Here is a 25,012-nt window from a genome sequence, read left to right as displayed (position 1 = left end):
ATTATTTGTTTCTATCGCGGCTGCCATTAAGGGGGAAGAACGCATTGCGAAAACAGCGGACACTTCCTTTTCCGGCATGATCAAAAAATTTTCACGCTTCAGCTACATACAAAAAACCAACCCGTTTCCGCTGCCCGGGTTGGTTTTTGTTCTTTTACCGGATTGTACTGATATGTTTTCTTCCTGCTGCAGGAGCACAAAGCAAAAAAATATCATTGCCTGCCGCCCGCTTCGCTTCAGCCCGGTACAATTGCAATTTCCGTATTCCCTGCTTTTGCATGGTCGATCACCGCTTGTGCCAGATCGCCAAAGCTGCCATACGAGGTAGTGGCTCCGGCAATTGCGTCAACCGCATCCGCCTGCTGTGTTTCCAAAAATTGTTTCGCATAATTTCTGGTATATTGATTTGGATAGGTTCCCATGTTTGCATTCATGAGCCGCATATAATCCATATCCCAGGATTTAATGAACCCGCTCGCATTCCGCGCATTATATTCTGCCGAAACAATTTTTCCCCCACGCACAAAAACAGTCAGGTATTCCTTCCATCCATTGTTATATTCAGCCATTTCAGCCGTATAATACCCGTCTTTCAGTGCGTTGGAACTTTGTGAGCAGCCGGTAAGGCATACAATTCCCACGCTTATCACAATCACTGCCAAAATAACCGTTATAATTCTATAGCTTCTCTTCCTCATAGCTTCCTCACTTTCTCAGCCTGAACCGGTTCGCCATCTTTTGGAGCGAGTCCGCCTGATCGGTAAGCATCTTGCTCGCCTGTGCGCTTTCTTCACTGGACAATACGTTTTGCTGCGCCAGCCCATTGATGGAAGCAATTTGGCCGGTGATGGCCTGAAGCGATTTCTTTTCGCTTGCTACCGCATTCTCCAACTGAATCGTAATATCCGATATCTCTTTTGTGATCTCGTAAATATCCTGCATGGATTTTGCCATCTCTACGGCGAAACCAGATCCTTCGTCCACGACTTCCTGCGATTTTCGAATCATCTCGGTTGTCTTGCGGGAAGATTCGCCGCTTTTGGCCGCAAGATCCCTTACTTCTGTCGCCACAACGGCAAAACCAGCCCCGGCTGCTCCGGCATGTGCCGCTTCGACGGATGCGTTTAATGCGAGAACATTTGTCTGGAAGGAAATATCCTCGAGGAATTTGCTGATCTTAGTGATTTCCTCCGAGCTGTTCCCAATCGCCTCCATTGCATTCAGCATATCATCCATTTTATGTTTGGCAATATCCAGCCGTTCTATCGCTTTATGCATAAGCTCATTGACATTATCCGTATGCTTGCTTACTTCGTTGATACTTTCGGAAATCAATTGCGCTTCGTGTTCGAGTTCATTGAGGGAATCGGCCTGGCCGGTTGAACTTTCACGGACATTCAGTGCATTTTCCGATACCAGATGCGATGTATTGGAAACCTGGACGGCCGCGCTTTGAATCGCTTTCATAATTTGATTCAGGAAGTCTACAATCTGGTTCAGCGAATCTTTCATAACGATGAAGTCTCCACAAAAATCCCCGTTTACCACAACATCCAGATTGCTTTTTGAAAGTTCATCCAGAACCCGCGACAGTTCAGACGTATACCCATTGATGCTGTCAACAGTATCGTTGAGCGCGCGGGACAACGTTTCCGTCTCATCTTCCGTCTGTTCAACGTCGACCGGCGAATGTAAATCTCCGCCGGAAAGTTGGTCGATTCTTCCGGTTACGCGGCTAAGGGGCCGCTTAATACGCCTTGCCAGCCACAAAGTAGGCAGAATCGATAGTCCCAACAGGATAATTGTAAAAATAATACTCGTCAGGATTGCCTTGTTTGTCGCAGCCATAAAATCACTTTGCGGCGCAGTAATACCCAGGCTCCAGTGCGTTCCGCGCACTGGCGAATAACTGAAATATTGATGATTATAGAATCCGCCGACTCCCTGCGAACCAGTCTGCCCTACTATCATCTCATTGAATATGCTGTCAATGGCATCACTGTTTCCATAATTATCAAATATTGTTTTTTGCTCCTTGACCATATTCACATCCTGATGTCCAACAAATTCTCCGGCTTCATTGATAATAAAGGCCGTTCCATTCGCACCGATGTTGATATTGCTCAACACATCATTCAACACATCATACTTATAGCTTCCAACGAGGTAATAGGCAATCTCGTCTCCTTTGGTAATTGGCGTGCCAATGATAACCTGAAGTTCATCGCCATTGGCCTCCGTATCGCTGATCACCAGGTTTTGCGTTTCCTTCATATCGGTATAAAATTCGCCCGTGATGTTTGCGGGACTATTCTCACTCCCGGTATACAACCGTCCGTCTGCGTCATAGAGGGCAAGCCATCCGAATTCAATTCCCGACTGCGCATAATCTAAAACGCTCTGTTTATCCTCAAGGGTGGCCTCGTCACTGGTGAGCGCTGCATTATCGGCAATCATAAAAATCCTGTCAGCCATCATATGCAGGTTGCTTTCAATATTTTGTGAGGCGACTTTTGCGGTCGGCTGCAAAATATCCAACAGAATAGTATTGGTTAAATCCGCCATAAAGTAAGACATAACCGCCACCAGGGTAATGGATACCACCAATAAAACAATAATGGTATGAATAACGATTTTTTTGCTGATGCTCGTTTTTTGCCCATCTGCAGTCCGGGATATCCAGCCGTCCTGCTTTTTGGCCTTGCTCAAAATCTTGTGTTTTGCCATTGTTTTCCGCTCCGGATGATTCATTTTTTATAGGTCCATTTAATTACTATCGGAATATTTTCTGGAATATTTAGCCGTTTTTTTATTTTTTGAAAAATAAAAAGGAAAATAGTAAAACAAATTTGATACGGGAGGAATCCTGCTACAACGCCTTGCCCGGCCAGCATGCAGCACCGGTGGCCAGTTCCAGAATTAAAAAATCAATGTGGGCCGGCCAATATCATTCGGCAGTAAACGGTATCAAGGCGTGTGGCCGCGGCATCTTCCATACAGCGTGCGTGCGCAAAAAAACGGCTGGGAATATAAAAATCCCCAGCCGTTTTCACCGCACTTTTTGCGGGAAGCTTTTCTTGCCCTTTTGCGTATTTACAATCCTGCCAGCCATTCAATTATTTAGCGGATTTTACATGCTGTGCCAGCCGTTTATCTTCTGTGCGTATATGCGTAACCAGAATCCCCGCTGCTTCATTTACCTTCCCAACAGAAGAAATGTTTACCCCATTTGCTGCCAATTCGTTGGTTACTTGCGCCATTTTTTGCTTATATCCTTCGTGGAATCTTTTGTGCGCTGGGTAATCCGGGTATTTGCTTTCTACCTGCAGGCGTTCTTCGTCGGAAAAATGTTTCCCTACATAACTATTTAAGAATTGGATCGTGCTCTGTATTTGTGCACGTCCTTTTCCCTGGGAGCAAGCGTCCAGCAAATTGTTAATCGCCTGAAAGAGCTGCCTGTGCTCGCTGTCGATTAGTGTGTTTCCTGTTTCTAAATCCTTTGTTACTTCGTATGCCATTTTTTAACCTCTCCTTTTAAAAAATTTATTGATTTTTATATTTTTGCCAATTGATTTGTATTTTGGCGCATTCTTTCATATTCCTGTTGAATATCATGATATAACTTTTGCTGCGCATGGCCGACTTCATTTGCCGCAAGATAGATCTTTTCACAGTGTTCAAGCGCAATATCCGTTACATAAGGGCATAATTTTCCACCCGTTTTCATTTCATTTAAAATCTGTTTGATCCGGTTGAGTGAAAAAGGCTCTTTATAGCTTCTTTTCCCAGCCAGGGCGCTTATTACATCGGAAACAATCACTATGCGCTGCATCAGCGTAAGCTGTTTTCCCGTTAAACCGCGGGGATATCCGCTTCCATCCATTGCTTCATGATGGCGTATTGCTATTTGCAGGATCTTGTCATTTACATTTCCTTCCAGAATTTCCTTGGTTATATTTACATGGGCCTTCATAATTTCCCACGCTTCACCATAAAGTTTTCCCCGGGATTCCAGAATATATGTGGGAATCGCAATTTTCCCCAGATCATGGAACAGCGCTCCATAATGCAATGTATTCCTATTGTCCGGGTCTATCCCGCAAAAATCCGCCAGCAACTCGCAAATCCGTATCATTGTCGCACAATGAAATACGGTATATCTGCTCCTGAAATCGATGGAGCTCACAATCGTCTGTAAAAGCCGTTCCTGCTCGTGTTCTGAAATTGACACATGTTCCATATATCCCAAAAACAAAGGCCGGACCGCCCGGCGGCCATCTTGTGCGGCAAACACGGTCTCTTCCTGCCCCAATAGCTTCATATAATCGGTAACGGCGTCACCGTCAAGTTCCCCGCTTTTGCACAAATTATATAGCTTCGCGGACAATTCCCTTTTATCGATATCCGGCTGGGAAAGGATGAGTAAATCTGCGGCGTCCGCAACCCGTATTTGCTTGATTGCCGTCCGCAATGCTTGATCCTGAACGCAGTGATCGATCATCCTGCAGGAGGAATGGTGGTACAAAACAATCGGCGCATATTGCGGAAAAGGGGTAAAATGTTTAATAAAGACATAGCCGTATTGCGCATGGGAAAAGCGCTCTTCATTTTCTATCCTGAGCAAATCGGATATATTCTTTTTTTCCCAGCCCCCAATATCATGCAATAAGACAATAAGCCCTATTTTTCCAAGTTCATCATTGCTGAACATGCGTTTGGACTCCAACAAACGCAAAACGGCATAGGCAACACGCTCGCCGTGGCCAACCAAATTATTATCGATTTTATCCAAAGAACCAATAATGATCTTTAGGATGTTTTGAAATGTTATCGTTTCCATGTGGTGCGCTGCTTTCTTCTATTGGAAAAGCGGTATCACACACCGCTTGTTTCCAGCCTGTTTGCTGTATCAGTATGCGCCAGCAGATCATATAGGTCGTCCAATTCTTCCGGAGAATAGAAATAGTACCCCTGAATATAATCACATTGGGTGTCTCTGACAACTGCTAATTCCTGTTCCGTTTCCACTCCTTCTATACATACAGATTTCCCCGCATGGTGGCACGCACAGACAATGGCTTTTAAAAATTGCAAATTTTTTTCGGATTTTTGAATTTCCCGTACAAGCCCTCTATCAATTTTAATAATATCCGTAGGATACTGGAAAAGGAAATTAAGCGATGAATATCCATTTCCAAAATCATCCAATGCAAACTCCATGCCCAGGCTTTTACAGTTTTCCAGCCAGCGCAGCATGACTTCCGGCATACTGTCAAAGTGTGTCTCCGTCAATTCAATAATCATGTTTTTTCCAGACACCCCATATTTTTCCAAGGTTTCACGCATGAAGGGGAAGAGGGATTCGTCCGTCACTTGTAAGTAGCTTACATTAAAAGATAATTTGAAATCGGGAATATAATTCACAATGACTTTGCATGCTTTTACCGCTTGCTCAAAAATCCATTTCCCGGTTGGGATAATCAGCCGGCTCTTTTCCAGCAAAGGAATAAATTCATCCGGTGCAGCCGTCCTCCCTTTATAGACCCAGCGGAGCAAGGCTTCTCCTTTTGATATAGCGCCGCTTTGTGCATCGACGATCGGCTGGATCACAATATGAAAATCACAGAAGTTCCGATCCACGCACTCATTCAGCTTTAATAGCATCTCCGCTTCTTTTTGACGCTTGCGCAAGACGTCACGCGAAAAAAGCATATAGTCTAATTCAGGAAATAATTTTGCTTCGTTAATCGTTCCAACCATTTCTTCAATCAGTTCGAAGGCGCTGTTGCCGTCTTCCGGGCATTTGATATAACCAATTGAACACGGATAATCGAGCCAGATATTCCTGGATTGGTAAACCGATTTTACAATAGACCTGATTTCATTGGTAAGCCTATCCATGTCAATTTCTGCGATCATATCTTCACTGCATAACGCAATAAATCTTAAGCCGTCAATTCGGTAAAATATAAAATTTCTTCCAAACCGTTCTGTCAGTTGCCTGAAAATATCACGAAGCATCCTATCCGCAATAAAACGGCCATTGGATACGTTTACAAACGAATAATAATTCAGGCCGATTCCCACCATCAATGTGGCCTTTTTTTCATTCAACAGGCAATTTAGATCGCGCAGCGCAACCGAATAGCGCAAAACTCCACTGATTGGATCGACCTCGGATTCAGATTCTAAATTAGATGCGCTCCCAGAAAAGAATAAAGGCTTTTTCCGCTCTTCATCCCACCGCATAATTCCACGATAATGCAGCCATACGGAACGTCCGCTCGCATCTATTGCCTTACAGCGAAAGTTATATTCCCCGCGTTTCAGGGCGATCATTTCATCGACGCTGTGAAAATAGTGGCTTCTGTCCCTCTCGCAAATCCGCTTTCCCCATTCCCTGAACCAATCAAATACAATACTGCTTTCAAACCCAAAATCCCGGCGCATATTGTCAGAAATCAAAAAAACATTATTTTGTATGTCGCCGCAAAACGTATATATTGGGGAGTCGTCCCATGAAATCGAATCCCAAAAAGCACTGTTGTCAAAATAATATGAAGTTACAAATTCTCGAAAGGCTGCCCTGTTCATGCTTTCTTACCACTCTTTTGTAATTTTAACTCCTAAATTATTTTATCGTATATTTTCAAAAAAAGTTTAATCCAATCCACATGGTTACTTCTTGCCTGAAAAATAAAAAATTTATGTTTTACGCTTAAGTTTTAAGTAATATTGACGATATTAAATACAAGGTAGTTAAAGTTACGCTTTAAGGAGGGCCTCAATTATGATGGGAGTTTCTTCAACATACGATTTCAGCAGTATTGGAAACGTTGGGCTATATGCCTCCAATGTCGTAAAAAATTATATGGCGGCTTCAAAGTCATCTTCTGCCTTGCAGCAGGATAATTCGTTTGCCTCCGTTACAAATAATGCCGTAAAAAACACAACTGCATTTGCCAGTCAAAACATTTCAAACCTTCGCCTGCTGAAATCAGCAGCCAGTGGGTTAAGCAGTGCAGCACACGGTTTAGGGTCTTATTCATCTGGGCAAGACTTAGTCGCGTCTGCGCAGAATTTTGCTTCGGCGTACAATAAAACGGTCTCTTTCCTGACATCAGGGCTTGCCGATGGCGAAGGTGTTTCAAAGGCATTAAACCTGGTAGCAGATAACCGAATGACAGAGCTATCCATGGCGGGTTACGGTACATATGCCGTCCACCGCCTATCTGCGCTCGGCATGTCAATTGATGAAAATGGGATGATGACAATTGATGCCCAGAAGCTTGCCGACGCCGCTGCAAAAAGCCCGGCCAACGTAAAATCAATGCTGACCGGATACGGCAGCATTACGGAAATGACCCAGAATAACGCTTCTGAGGCTATGCGGATACCAGCTGCAACCTATACCGATTTCAGCAATATGAAGGTTTCAGACAGCGTGATCGATATGTTGTTGCCCAAAACCGGGTTTTTATTTGATTTTTCGCTGTAAATGAAAAATTTGGCCTATATTTCATTTTTGCTAAACCAACCCTAGCGAATAAAGCAAATGCCAGCTGTTTTTTCAGCTGGCATTTGCTTATGCTGTGATTTTCAAAACAGAGTGTCACTTCTCGTTTCGGTCTTGTTTTGCGTTCTTTTTTAAATTTGCCAGATCTATCAGGTTTACGTTGACGCTTGCCGCCGCCTGATTTTCCAAAACTACTTTTTTTATCGTCTCATACCGGAACACCCGCATACTTTTGGGTGCTTCAATCCCCAGTTTGATGCGATCAGAATCAACGCTCAGTACGGTCACTTTAATATCATCCCCGATGAGAACCGCTTCATTCGCCTTTCTCGTCAATACCAACACTGGAATCCACCCCCTCTTCCTGATGATAATACTTTTGTAATGCTTCAAATGCGGGGAAACGGATGGGAAGGGTTTTATAATCCATCATCATCTGGGCGCCAACCATTTCTTTGATATTGATTAGCAGCGGAGCCATAAGGTTGGCCGTCATTTTTGTAATATCTTCCGGTATCACCATAATACTGAGTACCACTAAATCTTCTTCCTTATGGGTCTCGATTAAATCCAAATCATCGTCGTCCACTTCAATTTCATAATCTGGCTTTAATATAAATGGATTGACGATTGGAATGGCAATATCCTTGTCGTCCAAGCTCTGCAGCCATTGTATTGGCTCTGTTTGATCGCAGCGTATAATTGCATACCGATCCAACTCCTCAAATCCAGGCAAACCACCGACAAAACGAATAATACTATTCTCGTTAATCTCTATTTCGCCAAAGCGTGTTGATTCAATCTTCACATTAAAATCCTTTCAACTTTTATCAAATCTTTTTATCAACTTTTTTACCGCTGGTCTTTGGTAAATTGTTTTCATTTACACTGATTTTAACATCTGCATAGTTTCGCAGACGAATTTCTACAGAATGTGGAGTGACCGTTATATCCGGCATGAATTCATCCTCCCATACAATTTCCACATCGCCCGGTTCCCATTCAATTTTAATGCTTCCTTCTGTCCACTGAACACTGGGTGACGGCACTCCTGCAGACATCCCCACTTCCGGCACAGAATTTAACATCTGCTCATACGCCCAGTCTCCGATTGGGCTTTGCATCGTATGAAAATAGTTTTCAAGCTGAGCCATATAATTGCCGCTTGCGGTCATATTCTGTACGGCTTCATTCACAATTTGGCGCGCTAATTGCCGCGTATACTGCAAAAAATGTTCTGGCGAGCGTACCCCGCGGTTGGCCCAGACCTGTTTCCAGTCAACTTTAATCTGCGGCCTCTGCCGCTCTACATGCATCTGCGGCCGTGTTGTTTTAACCCGAAAACTCCTGCGGACATGATTCTGGATATTTAATTGAGCGCGTGTTGTATGAATATCAAGTGCAGCGCGGCTGGAATGAATATCAAGAGTCTTCATACAACGTCTCCTCCTTTTTTATTTTATCATAAAAGCTAGTTCAGAAAGTCCATCAATGTGGGCTGGATAATCATCGCGCCCGTTGCCAAGGCCTGTTTATAAATTGTTTCGGAATACTTCATATCCATAATTACTTTTGCCTGGTCAATATCTTCCACATCCGAACGGGCAGCTTCATAACTGATTGCATCCAGCGAATAGCGGTTTTTCATGGTCTCAAGTTTTGTCGTTCTCGTACCGCATTCCACCATACAGGTGATAAGGCGGTCCTGTACGTTTGTCAGTGAAGTCAAATACGTAGAAATTTCTTCGTTTGGCGCTCCACTATTTAGGTCATTGACTAAATTAATCAATACGTTGAACATGTTGTCTTCTCCCGTTCCGACAACGTCAATGCCCGTAAAAGAAACGTCAAAATACATATTATATCCAATTTCAAACTGGATATCCTGCGTATGTTCTTCTCCATACGCGGATGTAACAAATTCAGCGCTCCCGATTAGTTGAGCCAATTCTTCGGGGTTCGCGGGAGTACCCGTCCAACTGACGATGCCGAGACCTTCTGCCGTAAGGTCGATCTGCCCGGCAGCAATGTCCGCATCAGTCACTTGCCTATGCGCAACTTCGCTTCCATGTGAATTATAGAACGTTATCGTATCCCCTTCTACTGCAATTCTATATTTCTCGTTTCCCGTGATCTCGCCCTTCCATTGCAGGGATGCATCCGCGCGTTCCCCTATTACCGCAGTGCTCGGCGTAGTAATAGAGCCTGCCGATGCGATTGCTCCTGCAATTTCATTTGCAGTTGCGGCTACCGGATCGGAATTTTCCCAGGTGATTGTTCCCAGGCCCTCCGCAGATAAATCGATCTTGCCGTCCTGGATTTCCTGTGCGCTGATCGTATGTGTTATCTGATTTCCGTCTGCTCCCGTAAATGTCAATGTATCTCCTGCTGCGCTGACCGAATATTTTTGGTAATCCGTCATACTGCCGGTCCACTGGAAATTCGAAGCATGATCCGTGTTCGCGATCTTTTTGCCAAGAATGACTGCATTTCCGGGCAGTGTGAGATCATATCCATTGTACAGTACGCCCGTCAACTTTCCCGCGCCGTCACGTATGGCTTCAAAAGGCGCGTTTGTTGTGTTGAAACCAGCAAACATATGTTTATCCCCAATCACGCCGTTGCATGTTTCAAGCAGATGCTCCATTAATTCCTCTATCTGCGTAGCAATATTTTTCTTATCGTCTTCATTGCGAACGCCAGCCGCTTCTGTGGTTAATTCCTTAATATTAACAATCGTTTGTTCCATTTCATTGATGGCGTTTTCTGTTTGCACCACCCATTTATTTGCCGCCGTTACATTCTTCTGGTACTGGTTCAATCTTCTTATTTGTTGTCTTGCTCCCAGACTATTGAACACACCGACCGGATCATCTGAAAGGTTGACGATTCTCCTGTTGCTTGAAAGCTGGCTATTATATTTACTAACACGCCCCAATCCGGCATTCAAATTCGTTAGCAGGTTATCTATCATCATGGAATTGGTAATTCTCATATGCGGCTCCTCCCTTTTCTCTTACGGATCGACTTCATTGGTTATGCCCTGCCAACAAGTCCCATTTTATTAATCAAATTATCAAGTTCTTCATCAATTGCCGATATAACCCTTGAGGCAGCATTGTAGGCATGCCCAAACCGGATAACGTCAGTCATTTCCTCGTCAAGGGATACATCGCTTATCGAACGCCTTTGCTGCTCCAAATGATTTACCATAACGGCCTGTCCCTGGTATGTGCTGTGTATATGATCCATTTCAACGCTGATATTGTTCAGTATATTTTTATAATATCCATCGATGCTGTCATCATTTCCGGATTCATTTTTCTTATTAATTAATCCGCACATTTCCAGTGCAATCCTGCCATTTCCTTTTTGTTCGTTTTCACTGCCATCCGCCGATACTTTCATATCCGATGCCGCTATATTATAAACGTCATTCATAATATCGTCGCTGATTCGGAAATTCTGCGCGGTAATTTTGCTGTAATCTTTTTCTCCGTTTTCATCCACCGGAACATGGAAGAAATCTATGCCCGTTTTGCTTTCCCCATTATCGCCATTCGGTATTGTATAGCCCTTCTCATGAATTTCGTTCATGTCGGCTGCGATCTTTTGGCACAATCCGTTTAACTGGTCAATTACGTAAGGAATACCAATTGAAGTCTTGGAGTTGCCATCGCGAATATCCATATAGCCTTTCAATGAGCCGCCCGTAATTCCAACCGTGCTGGTGGTTGGATTTCCCTGGCTGTCTTCCCAATAAACTCCATATAACTTCTGGCCGCCTTCTATGGGGTTTTCTATATCATCCACTGTAGCCATCTGCTTATAGTCAGCATGACGCACTAAATTTTTACCGTCGACCTGTACGATTAGCTGACCGTTAGTGTCTTCAAAAGTCTCAATGTCTATGAGGCCGGACAGAGTATCCAGAAGTGCATTTCTCTGGTCGCGCAAATCATTTGCTTTGGCGCCGGAGAGCTCAAACCCGTATATCTGTTCATTGAGTTGGGCAATTTCCCGGGCAATCGAATTTATTTCGTCAACGGTTATCCGGACGCTTTCATTTAAAGTATCCTGTTGTCCAACTAAATCGTTAAAATAATTATTAAGCGTATCGGTCATTACAATCGCTTTTTGCTGCACATTTAAACGAATCGCTTTATCTTCCGGCTGCTCCTGCAGTTCATACAGCGCATCATAAAAATCCGAAAATATTGCGGAAATTCCGGTAGACGTTTCAATTGCATCTAATTCATTGTTGAACAAAGCCTCAACATATTCAAAATATTGCTCTTTCGTCTGCCATTTCGATGTAACCGAATTTTCTTTGCGAAACTGATAATCCAGAAACGGATTCCGGATTTGTTCAACGCAAATTGTCGTAACACCGCGCCCAGAGGTTCCCTTGATGTCCGTCGCAATCAAGCTGGTGCCAATTGCCGGCGGCAGCGACGCTATGCTCAGTCTTTGCCGCGTGTATCCTTTTGTATCTACATTGGAAATATTATGCCCCGAAACGTCAAGCTGGTTCTGACTGATAAACAGACCAGTCTTAGCAATTTCCAATCCATAAAATGTTGATCTCATATTGTCTCACCTCATACCTGATTATCAATAATCGCTCTGTTTTCTGTATCGTCATTCGGAATCTCGCCGGAGCTGCCATATATATTGCTGACCTGCGGTTCCTTCAGCACTATATTGACCATATAATCCATATACTCCAAATGTAAATCAATCAAGCCCTTATTTTCATTGTTAATTTTCTTTTGTTCTGCAATCAGTGTCTTAAGTTCCCCGGCAGTCTCTTTCAGCGCACGGGTTTCACCTTCATCCGCATATCGTTCCATATCCGACAATGAAACGCTCTCATTCGGATCCACATCATTTTCTATTAAAATTTTGCGTGTAATCCGCATTCGTTCTTCTTCCAAATTTGAGATTTCAGACAGTAATTCCCATTCCTGTTTTACAATTTCACTTACCGCCTGTATATCCCCATCAATAATCGCCTGCTTTTTTTGCAATGAAATGTCGAATATTTTCTGGTAGATATTTTTTAAATTTTGCAGATTGTCAATCAACTCTTTTACCATTTACAACTCCTAAATATACATCAGAATTGCATCGGCTACCTGGTCTTCATAGACAACATAAGACCCATTCCGAACGTCATAGCGCATTTGTTCGATATTCGAAACCGCTGGGTTGGTATCCACTTCTTCCAGAACTGCTTTTGCCTTATTAAATATTTCAGCAAAGGAAACTGCTTCGTCTGAAATATCGATGTGGTCTTGCGGTGCCTCGGTAATATTGGGGGCAACATTTCTGTTGATTGTATTATAGTATTGTTTAATTCCATAAACTGAATTTGTTGCATCTATTTTCATATTTGCCGCTCCTTTTATTTACGCTTGGAAATATCTACATGCAAGCCGTCTGACCGATCAGATTTCAAACCATAGGACGCCTTCTTTTGTGGCGCCGGTTTGCTTTGCTTCGGCAGCACACTCCCCAGAGCCCGGGATAATGATTCTGAACATTTTCTGCACAGCCGCCCACTCTTGATAGGCGCTCCGCATTTCTCGCATGCAAGGGATCCATCCGCTACAACCATTTCCAATCGTCCATCCCGCAGGAAATGCAGGATCAGCTTTTCTTCAATTCCTGTTTCATTCGATATCTCTGCAACGGAAGCTCCTTGATTCTTATATAAGTATTCCTTAATTATTGTAAACTTTTCTTCCCTGTCTTTCATACAACGCGGGCATTCATTTCCCCCAGTCGATTGGAAGATCGTACCACAATATTTGCATTGTTTATATTGGAGCGCCATAGCTTATCCCTCCATTCATTTGTCAGCCTCTTATAGAATTTGCCGTACCATCCATTTCATCGGCCGTTGATAACGCCCTGGATGACAGTTGCATCGCCCTGCTTGCACGTATCAATTTTGAAAATTCATCCGCCAAATTTACGTTGGAACCTTCTACTACTTTTTGGATTACAGTGGTTTCCGCACCTGCTTGCTGTGCCGCGCCGGAGGAAGCCGAAGCAGCATATAGGTTGTCCGCTACTGCAAGCAACCCTTCCTGGTTCAGAAAGGTGAATATTCCAAGTCTCGCATAAGCTGGATTCTCTGTCCCGTCCGACAGATATCCCTCGGACGAAATATTTAATTCTGTTCCTTCCAGGCGAATTTTCTGGCCATTCTGGTCAAGAACATAGTACCCCTGGGAAGTCACCAGATACTCTCCATCCGCTTCGGAACTCTTCCTGAAACTGCCGTCCCGAGTATAATAGGTCTGCCCTTCCGGCGCTTGTACCATGAAGAATCCTTCCCCCTCCAGATAGCAATTCGTATCAATTCCTGTTTCGATATACTGCCCTTGTGTGAAAAGCCTTGTGGAACCCGAAACCAACGTTCCATGCCCTTTTAGCATATTTAGATCATCCTGCGGTTGTTCTACACGCTGCATATTCTGGTATAAGGCGTCTTTAAAATCTGTACGCGACGCTTTAAAGCCATTTGTATTAACATTTGCAAGATTGTTTGCAATTGTATCTAAACGTTGCTGCTGGGACGCAATCCCAAGAGCCGCCGTATAAGTTCCCTGCATCATACTCGTTACTCCTTAAAATCTTCCTATATCGTTTACGGTCTTCGACAGTGATTCATCCACCATCTTCAATATCCTCTGATTACTCTCATATAACCTATTGGTTGTCAGCATCTCGGCCATTTCGCGCCCAATATCCAAATTGGATCCCTCCAGCGCGCCTTGCACAACGTTGGGGTTCTGCATCACGGCAGGATTCTCTCCATTATAAGCATAATAAAGATTATCCCCAGTTTTTCTCAGGACGCCGTTATCATTAAATTGCACGATCCGCAGCCTTCCTACATTTTGTCCCTGGACAAATATATCGCCGCTGCTGTTAACTGTAAACTCCCCGGTTCCGACATTAATCCGTCCGCCATTTGCGCCTAAAACATAATACCCTTCTTGTGTCAGCAGGGTTCCATTTGCATCGACCTGAAAATTCCCGCTTCTGGTGTAGCGAACTCCTTCCGGCGTTTGAATACAGAAAAAGCCGTCTCCCGCTATTGCCATATCCGTTTGTATATCTGTTACTTCCATAGGACCCTGCGTAAAGTCAACAACAAGCTCATCAACATATACGCCGGTATTCTGGCCGCCAACATAGGTCGTCTGGTTTAAGATAGAAGGATCATTCAGGCGGTCCAGCAACAGATCTCCAAAAGAGCGAGAGATCACCTGGTCTTTTTTATACCCGGTCGTATCGACATTCGTAATATTATTAATAATAACATCCATTTTAGAACGCTGTGTCAGCATGCCGGTGCCGGCGATATAAAAACTTCTTAGCATATTGTCCTCCCGTTAGGTAACTCTACATATATTATCGGCGATTCTCATAAAAACTTTAGATGTGTCGAAATATCACTTTCCAGACAGCTTTATAATAAAACGAACTTCGCTTCGGGATATCCTGTATTTCTCTGCAATTTCATCTTCGTCTTCCCCGTTTTGGTAACATTCCATGACTTTTTTATGGAGGCTTTCGTCTTTCCAGTCAACTTCTCTTTCCCGCTCCTTTTCTTCCTGCTTCCCATCGCTTTCTATACGTTCTCTTTTGCTGGCATCCAGCGTGCTTTTTAGGTGTATATTGTCCGACAGGGCCTCCAGCTTTTCTGTTTTCAATCTGATCGTTTCATCCGTATGGCCAATGTATTCTTTCAGAGAATTTAGCATATCTTCCACCTCAAAATACAATAACATCACCTTTTTTTCTTGCTCTTCAAGTGCAGATCGATCTTTCCCATTTTGGGAGCCGGCTTTTTTGAACCCTTTAAAAATGAGGAATAATACGGCAACTACCATTCCGAAAATCATAAGTGCAAATAAAAAATATTCCGTTTCCATTTATATTGCTTCCTCCATTATATATTGATATCAATCGAACTTCCTAGGCCTTCTTGCGCTTCAATTTCCGCTTCCAGGTCATCCCCTGCTGCCATCCTGTCCTCCGGCTCTCTATGCGCATCCTGCATAGTCCGGGAATTTTGACTGTCCTGTCCTTCCTTTTCTCTGCGTATTCGTTCCTGCTCCGTTTCTTCTGTTTGGCTGACCGTTTTGTCATTGTGTTCCATCTGCGCTTTTTCCATCTCTGCGATGAAATCTTTTGCCTGCTGGACATTGCTGTTTTGGTCGGTCAGTTGTTTGGCATAATCGATAGATTTGTTTATCATAATTTGGCTGTCAATTCCACGTATCATAATTTTTTCGCCCTTTCATTTTATTCGCTTGTTACTTTTCCGGAATAAAACGGCATGCCGCTGTCAGAACGTCCTTTTTATCCTTATAGTAAGTCACGTATTCATTGTCATATGGGACGATATAACAAATTTTCCCGAAGAAAATTTTCACGCCTTTATAAATCGTTTCCAATACATGTACATTGCCATCTTTTGTTTCTTTTATCAATTCTTCCAATTCTGTCTTTTCCTGTTCCAACCGCTTCTTCTCTTCTTTCATTTTTGATAGGGAAATAACGAGTTCCAGCCGTGCTTTGCCGGCTATATTTGAATTCTGGTTATTCAGCGCCAGATTCATCCTTCCGATATTTGTGGATAACGCATTGATTTCAGGCTCCACCTCTTCCAGGCGTCTGCGCTTTTGGGCAAGCATGCCAATGTGGATTTCTGTTTGTATTCCGGCATCAGAGCCAATTCTTTTGGCAACGACATATTTCCCAGCGCTGACTTTCCCTCCAATTAACCGTCCCCGGCCTCCGGATACATCTACATATCCCTCGCTAACGACAGTGCTGTTAACGATTGTACCCGCAGTTACGTTTCCTTCGGCAGTAATTTTCATCCGTTCAATAAACAAAGCTGAGATATTTCCTTTTGCGGTTGCTTCGCCGCGGTCCGCCCCTTTGATGCCTCCCTTTGCTATGATATTCCCGCCGCTTTCAAGCGTGGCGGCTTCAACGAACCCGTGGACTATAATGTCCCCTGAACTTTTAATCATAAAACCCTGGTTAACGTTTCCTTTAATTACGATATCTCCATCAAATTCGATGTTGCCAACAGACATGTCAACATCCCCCTCAATGGTCACGTTTGGCAGAACAGTAATTCTTCCTCCGCGGATCGTTACCTCGCCGTCTATGGCTGAAAAAATTTCCGTCTTATCTTTAGAGATGCGGACGTTCTTGCCAACTTTGGGCAATGCAGCTTCTTTCCCCTTCATCGCCGGTAACGTTTTTCCGCAAACATTGATTCCCTCCACACCATGTGTAGCAAGAATGCGTTTCACCAATATCTGCCCATCGGTCACTTTTTCAAAAGTCAGCATATTTTTAAAATCTGCCCGTCCCTTTTCATCGTAGGTAATTTTTCCTCCAGAATTTTTATGGTTGAAATAATATTCCAAGCTTCCGTCTTCCCCGCGTTCAGGTTCACGTCCAGTTGCAATCAAAAATTTCTCGCCGTATAGTTTCCTGTCAAAAATTTCGTTCAGCTTATCTTCATCGACTCCATAGCTAACATGGTACTTTTGCTCTAAAACGGCCTTTGCATCTTCCCTGGAAAGTTTTTTTCCTCCTATATCCGGTGGCAATAAAGTCAGGTAAGCCTGCATTTGGTCGGCAGAGAGTTCCACACATAATTCCTCATCCAAAATTACTTCGTCCTGTGTCTCGGCAATTTTTTCTTCTGCGTGCCGTATGTTGGAAACCATTTCACTGATGACGTCAAAATAAGGATTCTCTAATTTTTTGCGTTTAATATATTGAATCATCCGATGTAGATTCATTTCGTTTTGATTAACGGCGGAGGGATCGATTGCAAGATACACTCCATCTTCCCGGTAATAGAGCCTGTATCCATTATTCTTTACAGGTGCTCCCAGTTCTTCTTGCCTCTTTTCCATGTCAATTTTTTCCATTTTCGCTACGCTCCGTCTGTGAAATTATTTGCCAAGCTACTCCTGATATTTCTTTTCATACATGTCAGCAATTTTACGAATTGCCGACCTGTGTATCTGTGAAATACGCGACTCAGTTAAATCCATTATGTGAGCTATGTCTTTTACCTTAAGCTCCTTAACATAATATAAATCCAAAACAATCCGCTCATTTTCAGGAAGTGTCCGCAGCAGTTCAACCAGTTCCTCATGCGTCTCTTTGCGCAGTATGTTTTCTTCCGGTGTTTGCCCGGCGCTGGATTTTTGATGCCTCAGCAAATCCGGTTCCGGATTTACAAACTCGGAACGATAGGTCACTTCGTTGATAATATCTTCAAAGTGCAGCAGGCTGTATTGATAGTCGTTGAAAAATATCTTTTTTACTTTTCCTGGTGAAATACCCAGCCGCTTTGCCACTTCTTCATACTCCGGAGGCCGCTGAAGTTCAAGAATCAAGTCGTCGTAAGCTTGCTTTACTTGTTTGATTTCTTTTCGCATATTGTTGGGAATCCAATCCTGTTGCCGCATATAATCGAGAATCGCCCCGCGGATCCTCCGCTGGGCATACGTCTCGAATTTAATATTGCGTTTGGGATCAAATTTTTGTACTGCATCCATTAATCCCAGGACTCCATTGCTGATTAAGTCATCGTAATCGCGAAAGGTCGTCTGGTACAGCGGGGACATCCTAAGAACAATTGCCTTTACCAAATATAGATAATTCTCAACTATTTGATTCCTGTTTTCTACAGTTGGATCTTTGATGTATGCGTCCCATAACTCCTTAGGCTCTCTTTCATGTTTCTTTGTCAACCAGTTTTACCTCCGCTGATGCCGCCCTGTTCTTCTTTCCGATTCACTTCCTTTTTGCCGCCTGCTGCATATAGATATATTTTCTGATACCCTTTTTCATAGGCTCCGGTAAGGCTACAAACCTTACTCCAACTTTAAACATCACATTTCCGGAGTCCGGAGGTATCACGCGTACGATTTCTCCTGTTAGGAGATACTGTTGATCTCCAAGTGTAAACTCAAAATAAAACACCTCGCCGCACGGATATGCCCCCCTGGAAAGGAACCCTAATCCCGTGTCCGAAATATCAACGCCATATAATTTTTGTTTCTTCTCTCCGTCCGGTTCGGTGAGATATAAATCAAAGGACTGTCTTAAACGAAATGATTCCCTGCGCTCATTTTTAACGGGCGCCTCCAACAGGACAATGCGTGTCATGGAAATCCCGTCAATAAAATCCTCTTTATATTTGACCTCCGCTTTCAAGAAATAGACGCTCGTGTCCATAAGGTAGATCGCCTCGATCTTCTTTCCGGCCATGCCGGCTTTTTCAAGTTCATTGGATATGTTGAGTACCCAAACCGAATTGCCTGAAATCTTTTCAACTTTCGTTTCTATCCTTCCGGTCTGCGTCAGTATCATAAGCAGGCCTCCGACTTTCAAATGTTGTTTCTTATCCAGCATTGCGGTTCCCTCTCCCTCTGATTAGCCGTAAAATAAAATTTTTTAATCCGCCTTCTTTTTTCTCCGGATGTGAATTGGTAATTCTGCTTGCAATTTGCTGGAATTGGTATGCTACGGCGCTTCCCGGATATTTTACGATATACGGAACCATAGCGGTGATGGCCTGCGGAACCCGTGAATCAAAAGGTATGAACCCAAGCATATCGACATCGCATTTTAAATATCTATGGACTACGTTCGAAAAATTGTGAAAAGTTTCCACTGCCTCTTTCTCGGAAGCCGCTTTATTTATAACGGCCGTTACATTGCCAACCGGCATCTCTTCACTGGCTGTCTTCAGCACGACATAACTGTCCAAAATAGATGTGGGCTCCGGCGTCGTGATAAGAATCGCCTGATCGCTGGCATGAATCATCTTCATAATATTGTCATTCATCCCGGCCCCGGTATCAAAAATGATATAGTCCATTTCCCGTTCAAGGATACCCAATTGTTCAATTATTTTTTCCATTTGATCGTCGCGCATTTTCACGAGTTCCGATACCCCGGATCCCCCGGAAATATACCAAACATTCGGATAGCACTCTTCCATTACATCTTCCAGCCGCTTTTCACCATGCACTATATGTTCAAGTGTATATTTCGCATTTTTCCCCAACATAATATTCACATTGGAAAAGCCAAAATCGCCGTCTATGATAATCACTTTTTTTCCGCATTTTGCCAGCGCAAGAGCGAAGTTAACTGAAAAGCATGTTTTTCCCACTCCCCCTTTGCCGCTTGTAACGCAAAAAATATTTGCTTTTTTAGCGGAATTATTGAATTCTGATCTTCTATTTCCTAACGACGCTTGTTTTGCAACGGCATCACGCAAGGTTCTTTCTTGTTCGCTCATACTATTTTCCCAATACTGTTTTTACGATTTCAGCGGTATCTACTACTTTGATATCATCCGGAACATTTTGCCCTATCGAAACATAGGAAAGAGGCATTCCGCTCATTTTTGCAATATAGAAAAACACTCCCCGATAGGCAGTTTCATCGATTTTCGTAACAATCACGTTGTACTTTTGTAGAAATTTATAGTTCTCGATTGTTTTCTCCAAAACCCGTGTTGAGGTTGAAGCTGAAAGCGTGACATAAATATCGTCAATCTTTCCGCTTCCCACGATTTTTTCAATATCTTTGCGGTATCCAAGATCATCCGACACCTTGCCGGCCGTATCAATCAAAATTACATCTTTATCCTGAAATGCTTTGATGGCATCGGAAATTTCGTCCGGTTTATACACGGTCAACAAATCTGTTTGCAGGATTTCACAATATGCTTTCAAATGTTCCTGCGCGGCTACGCGGAATGAATCCGTATTGATAACCCCGACATTCAGTTTCTCCTGATATACCAGCATGTAGGCCAGCTTCACCAATGTTGTCGTCTTGCCCACTCCTGTCGGCCCTACCAGCATAATTACCCTCTGTTTATATTTTGTATGCTCAATTGGCTGGGGTTTTCCCAACATATCTTTAAGCAAATTGGCGGCGACGTCACCGGCGTTTGCCTTTCGATTCACCACTACCGCCTCAGTTTGCGCGCAAATTTCTTCGGCGATTCCTGCACCGATGTCATTTTTTACCAGGTTTCGGTAAATGGCCATAACGTTTCTTGAATACCTTTTTTCGACCGGGCTTTCCGCATGATCTACGCGCTCTGAAAGCCTGGCGATCATTCCTTTTAATTCGTCCAAGCTTCCGGCCAATTCTGTATCATTTGTCGCGGTAGCTCCAGCATAATCAGCAGTAGGAAGCCTTTCCTGAGACAGCATGCTTTGAAAATTAGTTTTCACCGGCTTGTGTTCTTCATATCCTGCCACCACTTCGAATTCTTTTTTTGAAAACAGGCCTAAAATTCCTTTTTTCTTATTGACCTGTTTGCTGCTCATGATGACTGCATCCGGTCCAATTTCATCTTTGATAATTTCCATTGCCTGTGCCATGTTGTCCGCACGGAATTTCTTGAATTTCATCTTTTTTCCCTCTTCTTTCAAAATTTACAATCCTATTACGCCATCCGAAAAAACTTCTACATTGTTTTCCAGTTCGTTATATGACAATACAATCAGATCAGGAACCATCGTGCTCGTTATATTTTTGAACTGCCGCCTGACCAAGGGCGAGGTCAGTACAATAGGAGTTATTCCCAATTGATTCATTTTTTCTATCATTTCCTGTAAATGCCCATAAATCCGTTGCAGTTCATCCTGCGAAAGGGCTACATAAGTCCCCTGCTCCGTCTGTTTTGTCTTCTCTGCAATCAGGTTTTCCAGAGCCGGATCAAGCGTAATTACCCTTGCCTTATCGTTTGGGACAAAACGTTTTGATATAGCGCGCCGTAAACTTTTACGCGTATATTCAGTTAGGAGATCCGTATCGCGCACAACCTTGCCGCAATCAGCCAGCGTCTCTACTATCGTCCCCATATCCCGGATCGGAATATTCTCATCGAGCAGGTTGCTCAATACCTTTTGAATTTCGCCTAGTGAAAAGAGCTTTGGAATCGCTTCTTCCACCAAGGCCGGCTGGGTTGCTTTCAGATTATCCACCAGCGTCTGCACCTGCTGGCGTGTCAGCAGTTCGGAAGCATGCCGCTTGATCGTTTCTGTCAGGTGAGTCGCAATCACCGACGGCGCGTCTACTGTCGTATAACCTAGAAGCTCAGCCTTTTCCCGCTCGCTTTCAGGAACCCAGACCGCCGGCAGTCCAAACGTAGGCTCGACTGTATCAATTCCCTGGATTTTTCCTTTCACTTCGTTTGTGCTCAGTGCGAGAACATGGTCCAGCATGACCTCGCCTTTCGCCACTTCAACGCCTTTGATTTTTATTACATATTCATTTGTTCCAAGCTGGATATTATCCCGTATCCTGATAACCGGAACAATAATTCCAAGGTCAATCGCACATTGCCTGCGAATCATAATGACCCTTTCAAGCAGGTCTCCGCCCTGGCTGGTATCCACCAGGGGAATCAGCCCATATCCCAGTTCAATCCCTATTAACTCTACTTGCAGCAGGGATGTGACGTTTTCCGGCTTTCTTTTTTCTTTTGCCGCGGCAATCGCTTTGTCTTCCTCAATTTTCGGCTGCACGGTCTTTTTATCGGCCCGGATCAGCACCAGGCCAATCGCAATAACCAGTCCGGCAATAACAAAAATGGGTGCTTTGGGCAGGCCTGGAATAAAACTAATACATATCAGCATGACCCCAAGTATCAAAAAAATATAAGGTTGGTTTGTAAATTGATTGATGAGGTCGCGTCCCAGGTTGTCTTTCGATGCCGATCTGGTTACGATAATACCGGTTGCCGTCGATACCATCAGCGCGGGGATTTGGCTTACAAGGCCATCGCCTATCGTTGCAATGGTATATGTCTGCAAAATTTCATCAAAAGGTACTCCCTCTCCGGACATAGCGCCAATAATCAGTCCGCCGACAATATTAATGACAGTAATAAGTATGCCGACAATAGCATCTCCCTTAACAAATTTGCTGGAACCGTCCATAGCGCCATAGAAGTCTGCTTCACGCGCAATTTTTTCGCGCCGTTCTTTTGCCTGCTGTTCATTGATCAGTCCTGAATTCAGATCGGCGTCAATCGCCATTTGTTTTCCGGGCATAGCGTCCAGCGTAAACCTTGCCGACACTTCCGCAACGCGCTCCGCCCCTTTTGTAATGACGACAAATTGTATGACAATAATAATGAGGAATATAATAATTCCAACAATCAGATTGCCCCCGGTTGCAAAGCTGCCGAATGCTTCAATCACGCTGCCTGCGTCTCCTCCATTCCCCAGAATCAGCCGTGTGGAGGCAATATTCAGCCCCAGTCGGAACAGCGTTAAAATCAACAGTAAAGATGGAAACGCAGCGAAGTCAAGCGCTTCATGTACATAAAGCGTCATCATCAGCACAAGTAAGGAAACAGATATATTAATTACCAGCAAAACATCCAGCATAGTGGGGGGCAGCGGTAATATAATAAGCAATACAACGATTAAAACTACGCCTGCGATTAATGTATCTTTTACTTTCATCCAAAACCTCTATTTACCGGGATACCGTTTTTATTTCCGTCGGCATCAGCCATGTCTTTTTTTATATACCTGAGCAAGAATTTCAGCCACAACCTGATACATCTCAACAGGTATTTGTTCGCCGATTTCGCACATTACATACAAGCTGCGTGCCAAAGGCTTATTCTCAACCATTTCAATTTTATGTTCCGCCGCAATCTCTTTAATTTTCTGGGCAATCATATCTTTCCCTTTGGCCACCACGATTGGAGCGCTGCTTTTTTCTTCGTCATATCGCAGCGCAATTGCATAATGCGTTGGGTTCGTAATAATTACATCCGCATCCGGAACATCCTGCATCATGCGCATCATAGCCATCTGCCGCTGCTTCTGCCGGATTTTCCCTTTGATTTGCGGATCTCCTTCCTGCTGCTTCATCTCCATACGCACTTCATATTTTGTCATCATGAGGTCTTTCTCATATTTTCTCCGCTGAAACATAAAGTCCAACAGTGCAATCGCCGAAAGGAACAGCATAATCTTGAATCCGGCGTTGAAAATTAATTCCGCCACCTCCAGAATCGTAGAGGTCAGGCTGGGCGACAACATCATGGAAAACGCCGGCAAATCCGCCTGGATTTCCGTATAAATGACTACGCCGATCACTACTATCTTCAGAATTGCTTTCAGGAGTTCAAATAACGTTCTCCCGGAAAACATCCGTTTAAATCCTTCCGCAATATTAAGCCGGCTCATTTTAGGTTCCAGGGCTTTTGTGCTAAACAAAAATCCCGTCTGGATAATATTAAGCAATACCGCCCCCAGCACCGCTATTGCCAGGATGGGCAACATGATTTGCAGGAAGCCAAATATCATTTCCTGCATCACCGGGCCAATGTTGTCTGCATTGAGCACTTCATTTGTCAAGTATTGCCCTGACAGGAACGACGCGGAAAAATTCATGATGTTCCCTGCAATCATCGGCGTTAAAACTTTCAGTGCGCCGAACATAATGAATAACGAGCCGGTCATTACCAGCTCCATACTCTTGAGCACCTGTCCGCGTTCCCTTGCGTCTTGCCGTCGCTTAGGGGTAGCGCTTTCGGTCTTTTCACCAGTACTGTTGTCAGCCATACGTTATCTATCCTGTCAGTGTTGCAAACATCTGTTCCAATCCCGCAAACATTTGTTCAAATAATTGCGGCATATAATTCACATATACCGGTATCAGGGCAAGGAGCACGAGAAAACCAAGTATAATCTTTACCGGTATTCCGATGGAAAAAGCGTTCATCTGCGGAACCATCCTCATCAGAATGCCAAAACACGCCTCCCCCAGCAGTCCAGCTCCTATGATCGGCATTGCCACAATAACGGCGAGCAGGAATACTTCGACAAACAATTGAAGCGCAACCCATCCTATCTGGGGGTTAAACGTCACGCCTCCAATGGGAATCTGCTCAATCGTCAGCGCCATAATCCGTAGCAATTGCTCATATCCCCTGACTGCAAAAAAAACGAGCAGCATGATAATATTCAGGAAATTCCCAATCATTGGTATGCTCAGGTTGCTTTGAACGTCAAAAACATTGACCATACCAAACCCCATTTGCATATCAATCATTTGCCCCGCGGTAAAGGCCAGCATCTGAAAAAACAGGTTCAACACATAGGCCAATACGATGCCAAACAGCAATTCCTTGACACACAGCAGAATGAAGAGGAGAATATCCCCTCCATAATCAAACGCGGCCATCTGTTCGGTGATTTGGGGGGCAGACATAAAGAACAATACGGCAATGCAGGCACAATAACCAATCTTCACAATATTGGGAATATTCGTTCTGCCAAAAATCGGAGATGAAAAAATCAACCCCGAAATCCGTAAAAACAGGAGCAAAAAGAACTCCCAATTATTGATAAAGGTATCAAAAAAATCTATCATACGCGTTTG

Annotated in this window: 26 protein-coding genes; 1 reads left to right on the top strand and 25 read right to left on the bottom strand. The window is 43.7% G+C overall.

What is annotated here, in order from left to right; translation table 11 throughout:
* Positions 1-236: 236 nt before the first annotated feature.
* From H8S18_RS00230 to H8S18_RS00210, 5 genes are all read right to left on the bottom strand, one after another.
* Positions 237-698, bottom strand: a complete 462-nt coding sequence (locus H8S18_RS00230) for an FMN-binding protein (RefSeq protein WP_186856319.1) — start codon at positions 696-698, stop codon at positions 237-239.
* A gap of 7 nt (positions 699-705) precedes the next feature.
* Positions 706-2,727: a methyl-accepting chemotaxis protein gene (locus tag H8S18_RS00225; RefSeq protein WP_186856318.1), complete on the bottom strand. Its 2,022-nt coding sequence runs from the start codon at positions 2,725-2,727 to the stop codon at positions 706-708.
* A 389-nt stretch (positions 2,728-3,116) separates the two neighbouring features.
* A complete protein-coding gene (locus tag H8S18_RS00220) occupies positions 3,117-3,518 on the bottom strand; it encodes a bacteriohemerythrin (protein ID WP_186856317.1) in 402 nt (133 codons plus the stop codon).
* A 35-nt stretch (positions 3,519-3,553) separates the two neighbouring features.
* Positions 3,554-4,840, bottom strand: coding sequence for an HD-GYP domain-containing protein (locus H8S18_RS00215; RefSeq protein WP_186856316.1), 1,287 nt, complete (start codon positions 4,838-4,840; stop codon positions 3,554-3,556).
* Positions 4,841-4,875: 35 nt separating this feature from the next.
* A complete protein-coding gene (locus tag H8S18_RS00210) occupies positions 4,876-6,594 on the bottom strand; it encodes an EAL domain-containing protein (RefSeq protein WP_186856315.1) in 1,719 nt (572 codons plus the stop codon).
* Positions 6,595-6,790: 196 nt separating this feature from the next.
* On the opposite strand from H8S18_RS00210, the gene fliD reads away from it, so the two are divergent.
* Positions 6,791-7,498: a flagellar filament capping protein FliD gene (gene fliD / locus H8S18_RS00205; RefSeq protein WP_186856314.1), complete on the top strand. Its 708-nt coding sequence runs from the start codon at positions 6,791-6,793 to the stop codon at positions 7,496-7,498.
* A 114-nt stretch (positions 7,499-7,612) separates the two neighbouring features.
* On the opposite strand, the gene csrA is transcribed toward fliD, so the two are convergent.
* The 20 genes from csrA to fliR form a co-directional block, all read right to left on the bottom strand.
* On the bottom strand, positions 7,613-7,861 hold the full coding sequence (gene csrA, locus H8S18_RS00200) for a carbon storage regulator CsrA (protein ID WP_186856313.1): 249 nt from the start codon (positions 7,859-7,861) through the stop codon (positions 7,613-7,615).
* Positions 7,833-8,324: a flagellar assembly protein FliW gene (gene fliW, locus H8S18_RS00195; RefSeq protein WP_186856312.1), complete on the bottom strand. Its 492-nt coding sequence runs from the start codon at positions 8,322-8,324 to the stop codon at positions 7,833-7,835. Before fliW ends, csrA begins: the two co-directional genes overlap by 29 nt.
* 22 nt (positions 8,325-8,346) lie before the next feature.
* Positions 8,347-8,952 (bottom strand): DUF6470 family protein, encoded by a 606-nt coding sequence (locus H8S18_RS00190; protein ID WP_186856311.1) that lies wholly within the window; start codon positions 8,950-8,952, stop codon positions 8,347-8,349.
* 35 nt (positions 8,953-8,987) lie between these two features.
* Positions 8,988-10,511: a flagellar hook-associated protein FlgL gene (gene flgL, locus H8S18_RS00185; RefSeq protein ID WP_186856310.1), complete on the bottom strand. Its 1,524-nt coding sequence runs from the start codon at positions 10,509-10,511 to the stop codon at positions 8,988-8,990.
* A gap of 41 nt (positions 10,512-10,552) precedes the next feature.
* On the bottom strand, positions 10,553-12,106 hold the full coding sequence (gene flgK / locus H8S18_RS00180) for a flagellar hook-associated protein FlgK (RefSeq protein ID WP_186856309.1): 1,554 nt from the start codon (positions 12,104-12,106) through the stop codon (positions 10,553-10,555).
* An 11-nt stretch (positions 12,107-12,117) separates the two neighbouring features.
* Entirely contained in the window at positions 12,118-12,615 is a 498-nt protein-coding gene (locus tag H8S18_RS00175) for a flagellar protein FlgN (protein WP_186856308.1), read from the bottom strand.
* A 9-nt stretch (positions 12,616-12,624) separates the two neighbouring features.
* Positions 12,625-12,909, bottom strand: a complete 285-nt coding sequence (locus tag H8S18_RS00170) for a flagellar biosynthesis anti-sigma factor FlgM (protein WP_186856307.1) — start codon at positions 12,907-12,909, stop codon at positions 12,625-12,627.
* Positions 12,910-12,923: 14 nt separating this feature from the next.
* Positions 12,924-13,355, bottom strand: a complete 432-nt coding sequence (locus H8S18_RS00165) for a MerR family transcriptional regulator (RefSeq protein ID WP_186856306.1) — start codon at positions 13,353-13,355, stop codon at positions 12,924-12,926.
* Positions 13,356-13,377: 22 nt separating this feature from the next.
* The gene (locus tag H8S18_RS00160) at positions 13,378-14,142 is read right to left on the bottom strand and encodes a flagellar hook-basal body protein (protein ID WP_186856305.1); all 765 of its coding nucleotides are present in this window, start codon (positions 14,140-14,142) and stop codon (positions 13,378-13,380) included.
* Between the two features lie 12 nt (positions 14,143-14,154).
* The gene (flgF, locus tag H8S18_RS00155) at positions 14,155-14,913 is read right to left on the bottom strand and encodes a flagellar basal-body rod protein FlgF (RefSeq protein WP_186856304.1); all 759 of its coding nucleotides are present in this window, start codon (positions 14,911-14,913) and stop codon (positions 14,155-14,157) included.
* Between the two features lie 72 nt (positions 14,914-14,985).
* Positions 14,986-15,468: a DUF6115 domain-containing protein gene (locus tag H8S18_RS00150; protein WP_186856303.1), complete on the bottom strand. Its 483-nt coding sequence runs from the start codon at positions 15,466-15,468 to the stop codon at positions 14,986-14,988.
* 17 nt (positions 15,469-15,485) lie between these two features.
* Positions 15,486-15,821, bottom strand: a complete 336-nt coding sequence (locus H8S18_RS00145; RefSeq protein ID WP_186856302.1) for a hypothetical protein — start codon at positions 15,819-15,821, stop codon at positions 15,486-15,488.
* Positions 15,822-15,852: 31 nt separating this feature from the next.
* Complete coding sequence (locus tag H8S18_RS00140) at positions 15,853-17,496, bottom strand: DUF342 domain-containing protein (RefSeq protein ID WP_186856301.1); 1,644 nt, start codon at positions 17,494-17,496, stop codon at positions 15,853-15,855.
* Between the two features lie 36 nt (positions 17,497-17,532).
* A complete protein-coding gene (locus H8S18_RS00135) occupies positions 17,533-18,327 on the bottom strand; it encodes a sigma-70 family RNA polymerase sigma factor (RefSeq protein WP_186856300.1) in 795 nt (264 codons plus the stop codon).
* A gap of 43 nt (positions 18,328-18,370) precedes the next feature.
* Positions 18,371-18,949 (bottom strand): flagellar brake protein, encoded by a 579-nt coding sequence (locus H8S18_RS00130; RefSeq protein WP_186856299.1) that lies wholly within the window; start codon positions 18,947-18,949, stop codon positions 18,371-18,373.
* 31 nt (positions 18,950-18,980) lie between these two features.
* Positions 18,981-19,886, bottom strand: coding sequence for a MinD/ParA family protein (locus H8S18_RS00125; RefSeq protein ID WP_186856298.1), 906 nt, complete (start codon positions 19,884-19,886; stop codon positions 18,981-18,983).
* Between the two features lies 1 nt (position 19,887).
* Positions 19,888-21,015, bottom strand: a complete 1,128-nt coding sequence (gene flhF, locus H8S18_RS00120; RefSeq protein ID WP_186856297.1) for a flagellar biosynthesis protein FlhF — start codon at positions 21,013-21,015, stop codon at positions 19,888-19,890.
* Between the two features lie 24 nt (positions 21,016-21,039).
* Positions 21,040-23,079 (bottom strand): flagellar biosynthesis protein FlhA, encoded by a 2,040-nt coding sequence (flhA, locus tag H8S18_RS00115; protein ID WP_186856296.1) that lies wholly within the window; start codon positions 23,077-23,079, stop codon positions 21,040-21,042.
* A gap of 45 nt (positions 23,080-23,124) precedes the next feature.
* Positions 23,125-24,192 (bottom strand): flagellar biosynthesis protein FlhB, encoded by a 1,068-nt coding sequence (gene flhB, locus H8S18_RS00110; RefSeq protein WP_186856295.1) that lies wholly within the window; start codon positions 24,190-24,192, stop codon positions 23,125-23,127.
* Between the two features lie 7 nt (positions 24,193-24,199).
* On the bottom strand, positions 24,200-25,003 hold the full coding sequence (fliR, locus tag H8S18_RS00105; RefSeq protein WP_186856294.1) for a flagellar biosynthetic protein FliR: 804 nt from the start codon (positions 25,001-25,003) through the stop codon (positions 24,200-24,202).
* Positions 25,004-25,012 lie beyond the last annotated feature (9 nt).

The organism is Christensenella tenuis (assembly GCF_014287795.1).
Taxonomy (GTDB): domain Bacteria; phylum Bacillota; class Clostridia; order Christensenellales; family Christensenellaceae; genus Christensenella; species Christensenella tenuis.
This window is presented reverse-complemented; position numbering and strand designations above follow the sequence as displayed.